The organism is Thioalkalivibrio sp. ALE10 (genome assembly GCF_000381385.1).
Taxonomy (GTDB): Bacteria; Pseudomonadota; Gammaproteobacteria; order Ectothiorhodospirales; family Ectothiorhodospiraceae; genus Thioalkalivibrio.
This window is the reverse complement of record NZ_KB906453.1, coordinates 135,634-150,371: the sequence shown is the minus strand read 5'-3', so window position 1 is coordinate 150,371 and position 14,738 is coordinate 135,634. Positions and strand designations below refer to the sequence as shown.

General features: G+C 66.8%; 11 protein-coding genes. 3 read left to right on the top strand and 8 right to left on the bottom strand.

Annotated features, from left to right (window positions below):
• Positions 1 to 27: 27 nt before the first annotated feature.
• The 3 genes from F788_RS0108810 to F788_RS0108800 all read right to left on the bottom strand — a co-directional run bounded on the left by F788_RS0108810 (position 28) and on the right by F788_RS0108800 (position 2,144).
• On the bottom strand, positions 28 to 513 hold the full coding sequence (locus tag F788_RS0108810) for a Slp family lipoprotein (protein WP_019589923.1): 486 nt from the start codon (positions 511 to 513) through the stop codon (positions 28 to 30).
• Between the two features lie 47 nt (positions 514 to 560).
• Complete coding sequence (locus tag F788_RS0108805; protein WP_304412335.1) at positions 561 to 1,187, bottom strand: Slp family lipoprotein; 627 nt, start codon at positions 1,185 to 1,187, stop codon at positions 561 to 563.
• A gap of 63 nt (positions 1,188 to 1,250) precedes the next feature.
• The gene (locus tag F788_RS0108800) at positions 1,251 to 2,144 is read right to left on the bottom strand and encodes an HDOD domain-containing protein (RefSeq protein WP_018869119.1); all 894 of its coding nucleotides are present in this window, start codon (positions 2,142 to 2,144) and stop codon (positions 1,251 to 1,253) included.
• A 155-nt stretch (positions 2,145 to 2,299) separates the two neighbouring features.
• Between F788_RS0108800 and F788_RS0108795 the strand changes: the two genes are divergently transcribed.
• Complete coding sequence (locus tag F788_RS0108795) at positions 2,300 to 3,097, top strand: dienelactone hydrolase family protein (protein ID WP_019570164.1); 798 nt, start codon at positions 2,300 to 2,302, stop codon at positions 3,095 to 3,097.
• A 34-nt stretch (positions 3,098 to 3,131) separates the two neighbouring features.
• Here F788_RS0108795 and F788_RS0108790 read toward each other — a convergent pair whose 3' ends face one another.
• From F788_RS0108790 to metH, 3 genes are all read right to left on the bottom strand, one after another.
• Positions 3,132 to 4,418, bottom strand: coding sequence for a response regulator (locus F788_RS0108790; RefSeq protein WP_018869117.1), 1,287 nt, complete (start codon positions 4,416 to 4,418; stop codon positions 3,132 to 3,134).
• A gap of 158 nt (positions 4,419 to 4,576) precedes the next feature.
• Entirely contained in the window at positions 4,577 to 6,127 is a 1,551-nt protein-coding gene (locus F788_RS0108785) for a bifunctional GNAT family N-acetyltransferase/carbon-nitrogen hydrolase family protein (RefSeq protein WP_018869116.1), read from the bottom strand.
• A gap of 174 nt (positions 6,128 to 6,301) precedes the next feature.
• On the bottom strand, positions 6,302 to 10,093 hold the full coding sequence (gene metH / locus F788_RS0108780; RefSeq protein WP_018869115.1) for a methionine synthase: 3,792 nt from the start codon (positions 10,091 to 10,093) through the stop codon (positions 6,302 to 6,304).
• 134 nt (positions 10,094 to 10,227) lie between these two features.
• Here metH and F788_RS0108775 point away from each other — a divergent pair, with 134 nt between their 5' ends.
• Positions 10,228 to 10,986 carry an arginyltransferase gene (locus F788_RS0108775; protein WP_019589922.1) on the top strand — a complete coding sequence of 253 codons (759 nt, stop codon included), beginning with the start codon at positions 10,228 to 10,230 and terminating at the stop codon, positions 10,984 to 10,986.
• A 9-nt stretch (positions 10,987 to 10,995) separates the two neighbouring features.
• Here F788_RS0108775 and F788_RS0108770 read toward each other — a convergent pair whose 3' ends face one another.
• Together F788_RS0108770 and F788_RS0108765 are read right to left on the bottom strand one after the other, a co-directional pair.
• A complete protein-coding gene (locus F788_RS0108770) occupies positions 10,996 to 11,841 on the bottom strand; it encodes a methyltransferase domain-containing protein (RefSeq protein WP_018869113.1) in 846 nt (281 codons plus the stop codon).
• Positions 11,838 to 12,656 carry a class I SAM-dependent methyltransferase gene (locus F788_RS0108765; RefSeq protein WP_019570160.1) on the bottom strand — a complete coding sequence of 273 codons (819 nt, stop codon included), beginning with the start codon at positions 12,654 to 12,656 and terminating at the stop codon, positions 11,838 to 11,840. Before F788_RS0108765 ends, F788_RS0108770 begins: the two co-directional genes overlap by 4 nt.
• Positions 12,657 to 13,143: 487 nt before the next feature.
• Here F788_RS0108765 and purH point away from each other — a divergent pair, with 487 nt between their 5' ends.
• Positions 13,144 to 14,709, top strand: coding sequence for a bifunctional phosphoribosylaminoimidazolecarboxamide formyltransferase/IMP cyclohydrolase (gene purH, locus F788_RS0108760; protein ID WP_019589921.1), 1,566 nt, complete (start codon positions 13,144 to 13,146; stop codon positions 14,707 to 14,709).
• Positions 14,710 to 14,738 lie beyond the last annotated feature (29 nt).

The window sequence follows — 14,738 nt, the reverse complement described above, 5'->3', positions numbered from 1 at the left end:
ACTCCCTGATTGAAACGGTTGAACGGGTCACAGTCCGATCCCGATACCGATGCCGAAGTTCACCCGTCCGGGCGCGGCGGGAGTGCCCGACGGCCACAGATGCAGCTGCCGGGCTTCCAGTACCGGGAAGCGGTATTCCGCCTCGCCGATCCGGCCAGTCTCCACCGCGGTGACCGGCCCGGTGGCCGTCACGCGGCGCCCGGGGCGATAATCCACCGGATCGAGGAAGCCGTCCACCACGACCCGGAAACGCCCCTGACTGGCCGCCCCGGTGCGTGGCTCCTGCCCCCGTAATGGATAGGCCAGAACCTCCAGCACGGTGGTTTCGGGGCCGTGGTCGACCTCGGCGATGACGCCGCCCCACATCTGGTCGGTCTGCGGCAGCCGCTCGGCGGTAACCGCGCGCGGCTCCACCGGTTCGGCGGGACGCGGCGCCTCCAGCGGCGTGGCCGCGCAACCCGCGAGGGCCAGCGCCAGCAGGGCCGCCAGCAGAGCCCGCGCAACGCCCGACACGCGACGGGACAAACAACGGTTACCGGATCTGTCTTCGTGCATCGGATTCACCGGAAGTGCCCGTCGTGATACGGATCGTGATGCAGCAGACGGGGGTGACGCCAGCCGGGCCCGTAGTAACCGCGGGGCATGCCCGAGTGGTACCACGGGTCATACCACGGGTCGTACCGTCGATCCTGCGGCGGCGGGCGTCGTTCCCAGAGATGCACGGCCTCGGCCTCCAGCTGCACGAACTCGTAGACATGCTCGCCAATGCGGCCTTCTTCGCTGCCCGCAATCCGTCCGCGCACGGTCACCTCGCGCCCGGGGGCATGGTCCCGCGGTTCGAGGAAGTCATCCACCCACACGCGAAACCGCCCGGGAGAGACATCGGTTTCCCGCGGCCGCGCATCGCGTCCCAGAGGGCGCGCGACGATCTCCAGACGGGTCCCGTCGTCGGTATTCTCGACCCCCGCAACCACCCCGCCCCAGACCACGAGCGCACCTGCGGCGGCAGCCACATCGGCACGCACCGTAGCCAGATCCAGGCGCTGGTCGGGAAGCGGCCCCAGCCGCTCGGGCACCGAGGCGCAGCCAGCCACGCCGAGACCGACGATCAGCAGCAGTGCCAACCGGAGCACACGCCCGGAACACGGTATTCCGGGAGCAGGGCAAGCGCGGGAGCAACGGGTCATGGCAAGTTCCTCACAGTCGTTCCGGTAGACCGCCGCCGCCCCGCCCGGGTTCTCGCATGGCCATCAGCCGGCCGGCGTACCCACCTCCGGATCGGACAGGGCCTGCACCGCCAGGACCTCGTGCTGGGCGTCTTCCACCGCCTGCAGCAGCATTTCCGGCGAGACCCCGGCGATCGACCAGGCCTGCTCCTCCAGCGGCGGCGCGTCGGCCCAGTCGCGCGAATCGATCTCGGCGAGATGGGCGCCGGTGTTGGCCAGATGCACCAGGGCCACCGAGGGTCGATGGCGATCGCTGGCGGAAAGCGGATCGTGGTGCCAGGCAATGCCCTCCACCAGGGCCTCGGGCAGCCCCCAGCGCTCGGCCAGTGCCCCGCCCAGACGGGCGTGGTCGAAGCCCATCTGTTCGCGCTCGGCGGCCTGCGGCGACGGGCCCTGCGCGGTATCCAGGCTCGCCAGGAAGGCGCGGTGCGCCGCTTCGGGCGACTGCGAGAACAGCAGCAGCTTGCCCAGGTCGTGCAGCAAGCCCGCCAGAAAGACCACGCCGGCCGCACGCGGGGCCACCGCCTGCGCCAGCTGCCGGGCGATGACGGCGCAGTAGGCCGAATGACGCCAGAAGGTCTCCAGCGGCAGACGCTCCTGCTCGGGGAGGGTGTTCATGGAGCGCGTCACGGCACTCGCCACCACCAGACGCTGCAGGACGTCGCGCCCCAGCATCGCCACCGCCCGCTCGATCGAATCCACCGCGCGCGACGGCGCGTAGGCCGGGCTGTTGGCCAGACGCAGCACATGAGCCACCAGACCGGGATCACGCCCGAGGGCCGCAGCGATCTGCGGCTGGGTACTTTCGTCGTCGTCCAGCAGCCGCGAGACCTCGAACACCACCTGCGGCATGGCCAGCAGCCGGTCGGCCGCCTCCACCCGGGCCTCGAGGCTCGCAAAGCCCGTCTCGTCGCTCATCGGATCTCCTCCCGTGCGGCATTACCCTTCCGCGCCGCATTTCCAGCTTAGCCCCTGCGCGGCCCCGACGCATCCCGGAACGGGCGCTCTTGTTCGCATTCCGGAGCGGGACCATACTCGAATGGCCGATTCGGCGATTCGACAAGGAGACACCCATGCAACCACTGCGAAGCCTGAGTGCCGCCGTGGCGCTGGCCGCACTGTTCCCCGGCCTGGCGCTGGCCGACCTGCACACCGAATCCGTGACCTACGAGCACGACGGGCAGACCTTCGAGGGCTTCATCGCCTGGGACCCGTCGGTCGACGGTCCGCGTCCGGGCGTGCTGGTGGTCCACGAATGGTGGGGGCACAACGACTACGCCCGCAGCCGCGCCGAGCAGCTGGCCGCGGAAGGCTATACCGCCTTCTCGCTGGACATGTACGGCGACGGCCGCACCGCGGACCATCCGTCCGAGGCCGGCGAATTCGCCGGGCAGGTGCGCGAAAACCGGGACATGATGCTGGAGCGCTTCGGCGCCGCGCACGACTACCTGCGCGGCCACGATCAGACCGCGGACCAGCCGGTGGCGGCCGTGGGCTACTGCTTTGGCGGCACGGTGGCGCTGGAAGCGGCACGCGCCGGAGCCGATCTGGCCCTGGTGGCAAGCTTCCACGGCGCACTGGCCACCGAGCACCCGGCGTCGGCCGACACCCTGAAGCCCGAGGTCCTGGTCTTCAATGGTGCGGCCGACCCGATGGTGCCGAAAGAACAGGTGGATGCCTTCCGCGAGGAGATGGACAACGCCGACGCGGACTGGACCCTGGTGGATTTCGGTGGCGTGCTGCACAGCTTTACCAACCCCGACGCCGACAGCATCGCCGAGCGCTTCGACATGCCGGTGGGCTATGACGAACGCGCCGACCGGGATTCCTGGCAGCACCTGCTGGGGGCCCTGGAGCGTCGCCTGAAGTAGACCCGACGCGGGCGCTGCACGAACCTCCGGGGGCTCAGAACCCCCGGAGGTAGATCAGCACGCCCAGGAAGATCACGGCCAGCACCGCGGCCACCAGCACCCCGCGGAACCATGGCCGCGACCACAGGCGATCGCTGGGGGGATCAAAGCTGGCTTTCCCGGAGCCGGTCGCGGCCGGGGCCTCCCCACCCTGCTCCGAGGCAGGCCCCTCGGCCTCCGGCGCGGCCTTCGGCCCCCCGTTGAGCTCCAGCTCCAGATCACGGATGCGCGCGCGCAGGGACTTGTTCTTGTGCATCGCCTCCGACAGCTCGCGTTCACGCTGTTCAAGGCTGTCGCGCAGCTGGGCCAGCGTACTCTCCTGATCGGAGCACTGCGTCTCCAGCTCGTGCTGCGCGGCCTCCGCCGCCGACGCGCGTTCGGTCTGCTGATTGCGTTCCCCGCGCAGGCGCTCGGCGGTCTTGTTCGCCGCATCGCGTTCCTCACGGGCCTTGTCGCGCTCGCGCTCCAGCTCGACCAGCTCGTGCTCCAGCCGGATCACCTCGCCTTCCAGCTCGGTCACCCGCTGCTGGCGGTCGTCGTCGGACGCGGCCCCGGCCTCCTCCGCCGATTGTTCCTGCGCCTGCTCCAGGGTCTCGCTGGCCTCGCTCAGGCGCTGGCGCGCCTCTTCCAGCTCCTGCTCGAGCGAACGGCTCTTTTCCTCGTATTCGTCGGCGCGCTGATAGGCAGCGGTGGCATCGTCGCGGGACTCGGCGAGGGCCTGGCGCAGCCGGTCCAGTTCGTTGTGCAGCTCGCGATCCCCGGAGGAACTCTGGCGCAGCATCAGTTCGCGCCGCAGCCGCTCGACCTCGTCACGCAGGTGGCGCAGCTCGGCCTCGGTCTCCTCGTCGGCCACGGGATGCTCTGGCAGGAGCTCGGCCACCACCTCGCGGACCCGTCCCGGCACGAACGGTTTCTTGAGCACGGCGTTCGCGCCCATGGAACGCCAGTCTTCCTCGGACTGTTCGTCGTTCTCCTGCCCCGTAACGATCCCCACGGGGAGATCCGCGGGAACGCCATCGGCGCCGTCCCGGATGCGCATCAGGAGGTCCTGCCCGTCGAGCCTGGGCATGGAGAGATCGGTCAGCACCAGACCGATGTCGTTCTGTTCCTGCAGGCGGGCCCATGCCTCTTCGCCGTCCGCGGCCTCGTACACGGTATGGGTATCCCGGAGGATGCGCTGCAGGGCCACGCGGATCACCTTGGAATCGTCCACGACCAGAACGGCCGTACGCGGCCCGCCGGCAGACGCCCCGGGCGTTTCGCTCGTCACTGCTTCCGCCATGGTTACCCCCTGAAAACCTCGATGCCTTTCCGTGGCCTCCTGCGCCCACGGCAGCGGACGACACGTCCGTAGTTCAGATTACGGCTGATGATCGAACAATACCACCCCGCCCCGGCGGGGATCCGCGGAAGATCTTCACGTTTTGGCTCCGGACGTCTCTATACGGGGCTGGATTTCCAGTCGATCGCGTAGAGATCCCGCCGACGGTCCCGCAGATTGCGCACCGAGCCGTGGTTGCGCAGTTCCTTCAGGTTGTCGAGGTCGAGATCCACGATCAGGGTCATCTCGGTGTTCGGGGTCGCCTCGGCGGCCACCGCGTCGTGCGGGAACGCAAAGTCGGAAGGGGTGAACACCGCGGCCTGCGAGTACTGCATGTCCATGTTCTCCACCCGCGGGAGGTTACCCACCGAGCCGGACATGACCACGTAGCACTCGTTCTCGATCGCCCGGGCCTGGGCGCAGCGGCGTACCCGCAGATAGGCGTTCTTGGTGTCCGTCCAGTACGGCACGAACAGGATCTGCAGACCGTGATCGGCCATCACCCGCGGCAGCTCGGGGAACTCGACGTCGTAGCAGATCAGGATGCCGATCTTGCCGAAGTCGGTATCGAAGACATGCACCTCGTCGCCGCCCTGCAGCCCCCAGTAGCCGATCTCGTCGGGGGTCACGTGCAGCTTGTACTGGCGATCCCAGGTCCCGTCGCGGCGGCACAGGTAGGACACGTTGCGCAGCACGTCGTCGTGGTATTCGGGCATCGAACCGGCGACGATGTTGATGTTGTAGGACAGCGCGAGACGCACCATCTCCTCGCGGATGTCCTCGGTGTATTCCGCCAGGCGGCGCACGGCCTCGGCCGGATAGTCCTGGTTGAACGCGCCCATCAGCGGTCCGTTGAAGAACTCCGGGAACAACACGCAGTCGGCGCGGTAACCCGACACCGCGTCCACGAAGTACTCCACCTGCTGGAACAGGGCATCGAGGTCCGGGGTCGGCCGCATCTGCCACTGGACCACGCCGATGCGCACGTCCGAACGGCTGCCGCCGATCAGCTTTTCCTTTTCCTCGTAATAGATGTTGAGCCACTCGATCAGCGTGGCATACGCCCCGGACTTTTCGTCGTCCGGGAGGTAGTCCGTGATGATCTTGCGCACGTGGAAATCGTTCGCCAGCTGGAAGGTCAGGATCGGATCGGTGACCTCGTGGTTCTTGACCTTCTCCACGTACTGCTGCGGCGTCATCTCGTCGCGATGGACCTCGTATCCGGGGATGCGGCCGCCGGCCACGATCGCCCGCAGGTTCAGCTTTTCGCACAGCTCCTTGCGCGCGTCGTACAGGCGCCGCCCCAGGCGCAGGCCGCGGTAATCGGGGTGCACGAAGATGTCCACGCCGTAGAGCGTGTCCCCGTCCGGGTCGTGAGTGGTGAGAAAGCCGTTGCCGGTGATCTGCCAGTAGTTGTGGTGATCGCCGAAGCGCTTGTACTCGACGATCAGGCTGATCGCCGCCGCCACCACCTTCCCGTTGTCCTCGATGCAGATCTGCCCTTCGGGAAAGCGCGTGACCTGGGAGCGGAACTGCGCCTCGCTCCAGGCCCCGTCCAGGTCCTGGTATACCCGCTCCATGATTTCGCGGATGTCGTCGTAGTCCTCCAGTCGGGTCTGGCGCAGAGTGAGGACGTGCTGGGTGGAATCGCTTTCCTGACCTGAGGTCATGCGGGGCTCCGTTGGTATGGGGCGACGGGCGCGGGCGCCCGCCGGGTCATGCCTGCAGGATACAAACATCCGGCGACGCGCGGAAACCGGGGCAGGTCTTCCACGGTATTCCACCCACGAAAAAGGCCCCGCACGGGGCGGGGCCTGATTCGGGTCGCAGGGCGGACCCTGCGGTTACGCGCTGCGCGCCTCGCGCTCGGCCGCGGCTTCCGCCTTGGCCTCGTCGCTGTCGTCGTAGCCGATATTCGGCGCGAGCCAGCGCTCGGCCTCCTCGAACGACATGCCCTTGCGCTTCGCATAGTCCTCGACCTGGTCGCGGTTGACCTTGCCGAGGCCGAAGTAACGCGACTCCGGGTGCGCGAAGTACCAGCCGGAGACGGCCGACACCGGCAGCATGGCGTAGCTCTCGGTGAGCGTCATGTCGGCGTTTTCCTCCGCCTGCAGCAGCTCCCACAGCGTGGCCTTCTCGGTGTGCTCGGGGCAGGCCGGGTAACCGGGTGCCGGACGGATGCCCTGATACTTCTCTTCGATCAGGTCCTCGTTGGCCAGCTGCTCGTCCGCGACGTAGCCCCAGTAGTACTTGCGCACGTATTCGTGCATGCACTCGGCAAAGGCCTCGGCCAGGCGGTCCGCCAGGCTCTTCACAAGGATGGCGTGGTAGTCGTCGTTGGCCTTTTCATATTCTTCGGCCTTCGCATCCACGTCACCGCCGGCACTGACGGCGAACGCACCGATGTAGTCCGGGCCACCGGCCTCCTTCGGCATCACGAAGTCCGCCAGCGAGTGGCTGGGCTGACCGCGACGCTTCTCGGTCTGCTGGCGCAGGTGGTGCAGCTTCTTCAGCACCTGGCTGCGGTTCTCGTCGGCATAGACCTCGATGTCGTCGTCATCGACGCTGTTCGCCGGGAAGAAGCCGACCACGCCGCGGCAGGTCACCCACTTCTCGTCGATCATGCGCTGCAGCATCTCCTGGCCATCCTTGAACAGCTTGCGTGCCTCTTCCCCGACCTTCTCGTCTTCGAGAATGCGCGGGTAGGCCGCATGCAGCTGCCAGGAATGGAAGAACGGCGTCCAGTCGATATACTCCTTGACCTTGTTCAGGTCGAAGTCATCGAAGCGCAGCAGCACCGAGCCATCGCCGTGCGGATGCAGCACGGTCGGCTCGCCCGGCAGGTCGTCGGTCTCCAGCGCCTTCGGCCTGGTCGGGGCGTAGGCGGACCAGTCGATCTCCGGCTTGTTGGAGCGGGCCTTCTCCAGCGACAGCCACTGGACCTTCTTCTTGCGCCCGGCGTTCTGCACGCGCAGCTTCTCGTATTCCTCGCGGATCTCGGCGGCGTAGTTCTCGCGCAGTTCGGGGCTGATCAGGCTCTGGGCCACGCCCACCGCACGCGAGGCGTCCTTCACCCAGACCACCGGGCCGGAGTAGTTCGGCTCGATCTTGACTGCGGTGTGGGCGCGCGAGGTGGTCGCGCCACCGATCATCAGCGGCGTGGTCATGCCTTCGCGCTCGAGATCGGCGGCGAAGTTGGCCATCTCTTCCAGCGAGGGCGTGATCAGGCCGGACAGACCGATGACGTCGACATCATGCTCCTTGGCGGCCTTCAGGATCTCGGCACCCGGCTGCATCACGCCGATGTCGATGACCTCGAAGTTGTTGCACTGCAGGACCACGCCGACGATGTTCTTGCCGATGTCGTGCACGTCGCCCTTCACGGTGGCCATCAGGATCTTGCCGTTGTTCTCGGTGCCGGTCTTCTCGGCCTCGATGTACGGGATCAGGTGCGCCACGGCCTTCTTCATAACGCGCGCGGACTTGACCACCTGCGGCAGGAACATCTTGCCCTCGCCGAACAGGTCGCCGACCACGTTCATGCCGTCCATCAGCGGGCCTTCGATCACCTGGATCGGGCGGTCGTAGGCCTGACGGGCCTCTTCGGTGTCGTCCACCACGTAGGTGTCGATACCCTTGACCAGGGAGTGCTCGAGGCGCTTGCTGACTTCCCACTCGCGCCACTCGAGGTTCTCTTCCTTCTTGCCACCGCCCTGGCCCTTGTACTCCTCGGCCAGCTCGAGCAGGCGATCGGTCGCGTCATCGCGGCGGTTCAGGACCACGTCCTCGACCGCTTCCTTAAGCTTCGCGTCGATATCGTCGTAGACCGCCAGCTGGCCGGCGTTGACGATGCCCATGTCCATGCCCGCCTTGATGGCGTGGTACAGGAACACCGCGTGGATCGCCTCGCGCACCGGCTCGTTGCCGCGGAACGAGAACGACACGTTGGACACGCCGCCGGAGACCAGGGCGTGCGGCAGGTCCTTCTTGATGCGGCGCACCGCTTCGATGAAGTCGACGCCGTAGTTGTTGTGCTCTTCGATGCCGGTCGCGATCGCGAAGATGTTCGGGTCGAAGATGATGTCCTCGGCCGGGAAGCCGACCTTCTCGGTCAGCAGCTTGTAGGCGCGGGTACAGATCTCGACGCGGCGGTCCTCGTTGTCGGCCTGGCCATCCTCGTCGAAGGCCATGACCACGATCGCGGCGCCGTAGCGGCGGCACAGTTCGGCCTGCCGGATGAAGTTCTCCTCGCCCTCCTTCATGGAGATCGAGTTGACCACCGGCTTGCCCTGCACGCATTTCAGGCCGGCCTCGACGATCTCGAACTTGGAGGAGTCAATCATCACCGGCACGCGGGCGATGTCGGGCTCGCCGGCCAGCAGATTGAGGAAGCGGACCATCGCATCCTGCGACTCCAGCATGCCCTCGTCCATGTTGATGTCGATGATCTGGGCGCCGCCCTCGACCTGGTTCAGCGCGACTTCCAGCGCGACGTCGTATTCCTCGTTCTGGATCAGGCGCAGGAACTTGCGCGAGCCGGTCACGTTGGTGCGCTCGCCGACGTTCACGAACAGCGAGTTATCGTCGATGTTGCACGGCTCCAGACCGGACAGGCGGCAGGCCGGAGAGACCTCCGGCACCTTGCGCGGCGGGAACTTCTCGACCGCCTCGCGGATCGCGCGGATATGCTCCGGCAGGGTGCCGCAGCAGCCGCCGATGATATTCAGCAGGCCTTCTTCGGCCCACGGGCCGACGTCCGCGGCCATCTGCTCCGGGGTCTCGTCGTAGTCACCGAACTCGTTGGGCAGACCGGCGTTGGGGTGCGCGGACACGTGGGTGTCGGCAATGCGCGACATCTCGGCCACGTACTGGCGCATCTCCTTGGCCCCCAGCGCGCAGTTCAGACCGATGGAGATCGGGTTCGCATGGCGCACGGAATTCCAGAAGGCCTCGGTGGTCTGGCCCGAAAGGGTACGACCGGAGGCGTCGGTGATGGTGCCGGAGATCATCACCGGGAGGTCCTTCCCGAGCTCGTCTTCCAGGGTCTTGACCGCGAAGATCGCGGCCTTGGCGTTCAGGGTGTCGAACACCGTCTCGATCAGCAGCAGGTCCACCCCGCCCTCGACCAGCGCCTCGGCGGCCTCCTTGTAGGCCTCGACCAGGGTGTCGAAATCGACGTTACGCGCGCCCGGATCGTTCACGTCCGGCGAGATGGAAGCGGTGCGGTTGGTCGGGCCGAGGATGCCGGCCACGTAGCGCGGACGATCCGGGGTCTTCTCGGTCCAGGCATCGGCGGCCTTGCGCGCGAGCTTCGCGGATTCGCGGTTCAGCTCGGGGACAAGATCCTCCATGTGGTAGTCCGCCATCGCGATGCGGGTACCGTTGAAGGTGTTCGCCTCGATGATGTCGGCGCCGGCCTCGAGGTAATCGTTGTGGATCTGCTCGATGATGTCCGGGCGGGTCAGGGAGAGCAGGTCGTTGTTGCCCTTGAGGTCGCCCTCCCAGTCCTTGAAGCGCTCGCCGCGATAGTCCGCCTCCTGCAGATCGTACAGCTGGATGGTCGTGCCCATGCCGCCATCCAGAATCAGGATGCGTTCCTTCAGGGCGTTCTCGAGATCTTGTCGCGTTGCCGTCATGTGCCGTACACCATTGGTTTCAAATGTCATCACTTTAGCATGCCGGGCATCGAACCCCGGTCATGTCCCGCCGGTGGCGGGGTCACGGCCCGGGATGCATTGGCGCCCCGGGCCGGAGCTGTCAGGATAGCGGAATGCAGGAATCCCCGATCCGCTGGTATCTGACTGCCCCGCAGCCCTGTCCGTACATCACGGACGGGCGCGAGATGCAGTCCCTGCTGGTCGACCCCGAGGCCCGGCTGGATGCCGCCGGCTTCGGGACCCTGCTGGCCGAGGGCTTTCGCCGCAGCGGCCGTTTTGTCTATCGCCACCACTGCCCCGCCTGCGATGCCTGCGTGCCGGTGCGCATACCGGTGGCCGCCTTCCGCCCGAACCGCAGCCAGCGCCGCTGCCTGCGCGCCAACGCCGACCTCGATATCGAATATCGCGCCCCGCCGGGGGCGGGCGACGGTCGCACCGAGGCCGACCTGGACGAACACATGCCGCTGTTCCTGCGCTATCTGCGCAACCGCCACGCGGGTGGCGGCATGGAGCAGATGAATCGCGAGGAATACGCCGGCATGCTGACGGAACGCAGCGCCCCGGTGGAGCTACTGGAGTTCCGCCGCGCCGGACAACTGCTCGGCGTCGCCATCACCGATCGTACGCCGCAGGGGCTGTCGGCCATGTATACCTTCTACGAGCCGGACCTTCCGGCCCGTGCGCTGGGCACGTTCGGCATCCTGTGCCAGATCGAGCATGCGCGGAACCTGGGGTTGCCGCATGTCTATCTCGGGTACTGGATCCCGAACGCACCCCGCATGGACTACAAGATACGATTCCGCCCCGCCGAGGGTCGACGGGGCGGAGCCTGGCGGGCCCCGGACGACGCACGCCCGCAGGACCCGCGATAACGGGCCTTCTTATTCCGGCTTGCGGAAGCGGAAGATGCCCCAGGTCAGGTACCCGGAGTTGCCCCCGTCGACCCAGTGCTGCAGGCCCTGCTTCATGCGGTCGATGTAGTCCTGCGAGATGAAGCGCTTGAGCTCCTCCTCGCGCGACTCCAGTTCCTGCTTCACCCGACCGTAGTGCGTCGAGATCTGCCCGGAATGCTCCTCGAAACCGATCTCGCGCAGCCCGGCCTTCTGCGCCGCATCGCGGTACAGGGACGGGGAGGCCAGCGAATCGAGGTGGATGCGTGCAAGGATCGGATCCAGCACGCCCTCGGGGCAGTCATCGGTCTGCATCGGATCGGTGAAGATCAGCCAGCCACCCGGCTTGAGCAGCCGCGCTGCCTCCTGGATGACCTTGTACTTGTCCTCGTTCGGGCTGTGCAGGAACGAATCCTCGGACCACACCACGTCGTAGGACTCGTCCGGCTCGTCCACCTTCTCGAAGGAGCCGTCGACCACGGTGATCTTGTGGTCCAGCTGACGCGCCCGGTTGATCTCGCGATCGCGCTCGTTTTCCTTCTCGGAGAGGTTGAGCGCGGTCACGTCACAGCGGTAGTTCTCCACCAGGTAGCGGGCCACGCCACCGTAGCCCGCGCCCATGTCGAGCACGCGCCAGTGCGGCTCCGGCTCGCCCAGCATGTCGGCCATGTGAGCCACGGTGCGCCGGCTGGCGTCACCGATCGGCTCGTCCTGGTACTCGTACAGGCCGATGTGCAGGTCTTCACCGCCCCACACCATCTTGTAGAAGGTGTCGGCATCCTCGCTGTTGTAGTAGTCGCGCGCCGTTTCAACGACGTCGGAATAGTCCTGGCTCATCGATTCTCGCCCTCGAGATAGGTCTTGTCGGCGACGTGAATGAAGAAATCCGGATCGGCTTCGCGGTAGGTCTCCTGGAAGTCCCCGTAGGTCTCGATCTGCTGGAAACCGACCTCGCGCATCAGACGGCGGACATAGGCCTTGCGCAGCGGGAACATGTTCAGGAAGTACTCGGACCCGTCGGGGAAGCGGTACTGGAAGCGGGCCAGGCCTTCGTCGACGTGGGCCGGTTCCACCTGCACGTCGTCGCCACAGTAGTAGTACGTGTGCTTGGACGAGTAACCGTGATCCAGGATGGTGTCGTAGTTGCGCTGGTCCAGGATCAGCACGCCGTCATGGTTCAGGGCGGAGTAGAACTCGGCCAGGGCCTTGCGGCGGTCGTGCTCGTTGAACAGATGGGTGAAGGAGTTGCCCAGGCAGACCACGGCGTCGTAGCGGCCGTAGATGTCGCGGTTGAGCATGCGCCAGTCGGCCTGCACCGTGCGCAGGATGTGGCCGCGCGAACGGCCGTTCTCGAAGGCCTTCACGAGCATCTCGTGGGCGCCGTCGGCGGTCACCACGTCGAAGCCGGCCTCAAGCAGCTGCACGGAATGGAAACCGGTGCCGGCGGCGACGTCGAGCACGCGCTTGGCGCCACGCTTCTTCAGTTCCTCGATGAAGAACGTGCCCTCGCTCTTGGCGCGGCTGTCCCAGTCGATCAGGTCGTCCCACTTGTCGACAAAACCGGTGGTGTATTCCTGGTGGTAGTTGTCGGTATCGCGGCGTTCAATCGGCTCGTCGCCGAAATCCTGATCGTTCTTCACGTTCGCTGACATGCTGATTCCTCTTGGCTTTGCTGCAATGAAGTGCGTCCGGCCCTCGTGGCCACGGATGCACCGGGTTACAACGCCTGTACGACCGAAGACGATCCCGCACCCCGGGTCGCTGGCATGAAACTTCTCCTGCGAGGACCGGGTACGGGCGGCCCGTCATCGCGGGCTCCCGATACGGATGCGTTGTTTCCAGCATCCGGCGCCGGCCTGGCCGGCGGTTCCTGACACCCGGAAGGATTCGGTGGTTGCCCGGGTGCCGAGCCGTGGTCTGGCGGCTTTCGCGCGCCTGGCTCGGGGATCGCAAACGGTGCCATGCGTTGCGTCGGAACGCAGGCGTTGTGTCCGAAAGTGTTTTTATACGCTAAAGGTTTTGCGCCCAAATTACAAATCGGCCACCGGCCGCACCGTCCGGCACTGCACCCGCCCACACGGCCGCGACATCCCCGACACCTTCGCTATAATGGCCGTTTTGACGCGATTTCGAGGTCCCATGACTACCCAGGCTCCCGTGCGCCGCGCGCTGCTGTCCGTTTCCGAAAAAACCGGCGTGGTGGAACTCGCCCGCCACCTCCACGAACGCGGGACCGAACTGCTGTCCACCGGCGGCACCGCGCGTCTGCTGGGCGAGCACGGGGTCCCGGTGACCGAGGTCTCGGAACACACCGGTTTCCCCGAGATCATGGACGGTCGGGTGAAGACCCTGCACCCGCGGATCCACGGCGGGCTGCTGGGCCGGCGCGACACCGACGCCGGGGCGATGGAGACCCACGACATCCCGCCGATCGACCTGCTGGTGGTCAACCTGTACCCGTTCGAGAACACCGTGGCGCGCCCCGACGCCACACTGGAAGAGGCGATCGAGAACATCGACATCGGCGGCCCGGCGATGCTGCGCGCGGCCGCCAAGAACTACCGCGACGTGACCGTGGCCACCGATCCCGGCCAGTACCGCGCGATCGTCGAAGCCCTGGACGAACACGGCGGTATCCCGGCCGCGCTGCGCTTCCGCTTCGCGGTGGCGGCGTTCGACCACGTGGCCCGCTACGACGCGGCCATCAGCAACTATCTGTCGGCACTGGACGACGACGGCCACCGGGAAAGCTTCCCCGGCCAGCTCAACGCGACCTTCCAGCGGGTGGAGACCCTGCGCTACGGCGAGAACCCGCATCAGAACGCGGCGTTCTACCGCGACCCGCAACCCGCGCCGGGCTCGCTCGCCAGTTTCCGCCAGCACCAGGGCAAGTCGCTGTCGTACAACAATCTGGCGGACGCGGACGCAGCCTGGGAGTGCGTGCGCCAGTTCGACGAGGCGGCCTGCGTGATCGTCAAGCACGCCAACCCCTGCGGGGTCGCGGTCGCCCCGTCGCAGCTGATGAGCTACGAGCGCGCGTTCCAGACCGACCCGACCTCGGCCTTCGGCGGCATCATCGCGTTCAACCGCCCGCTGGAGGGGGACACCGCACAGGCCATCGTCAGCCGGCAGTTCGTGGAGGTGGTGATGGCGCCGGAGATCACCTCCGGCGCCCTGCGCGCGCTGTCCGCGAAGAAGAACGTTCGCGTGCTGGAGATCCCCGACGCCCCCGCGGCCCCGGGGCTGGACTACAAACGCATCGGTGGCGGGCTGCTGGTGCAGGATACCGATCGCGGCTCGCTGGCCGACACGGACCTGAAGATCGTCACCGCGCGCACCCCCACCGAGCAGGAGAACCGCGACCTGGCCTTCGCCTGGCAGGTGGGCAAGTACGTGAAATCCAACGCCATCGTGTATGCCCGCGACCAGCAGACCGTCGGCGTGGGCGCCGGCCAGATGAGCCGGGTGTACTCCGCGCGCATCGCCGGGATCAAGGCCGCCGACGAGGGCCTGCAGGTGGCCGGTTCGGTGATGGCCTCGGACGCCTTCTTCCCGTTCCGCGACGGCATCGATGCCGCCGCCGGCGCCGGCATCACCGCGGTGATCCAGCCGGGCGGCTCGATGCGCGACGAGGAGGTCATCGCCGCGGCCGACGAGCACGGCATCGCGATGGTCTTCACCGGCATGCGCCACTTCCGCCACTGATCGCGGCCGCAGGAGAACGCTCATGAACG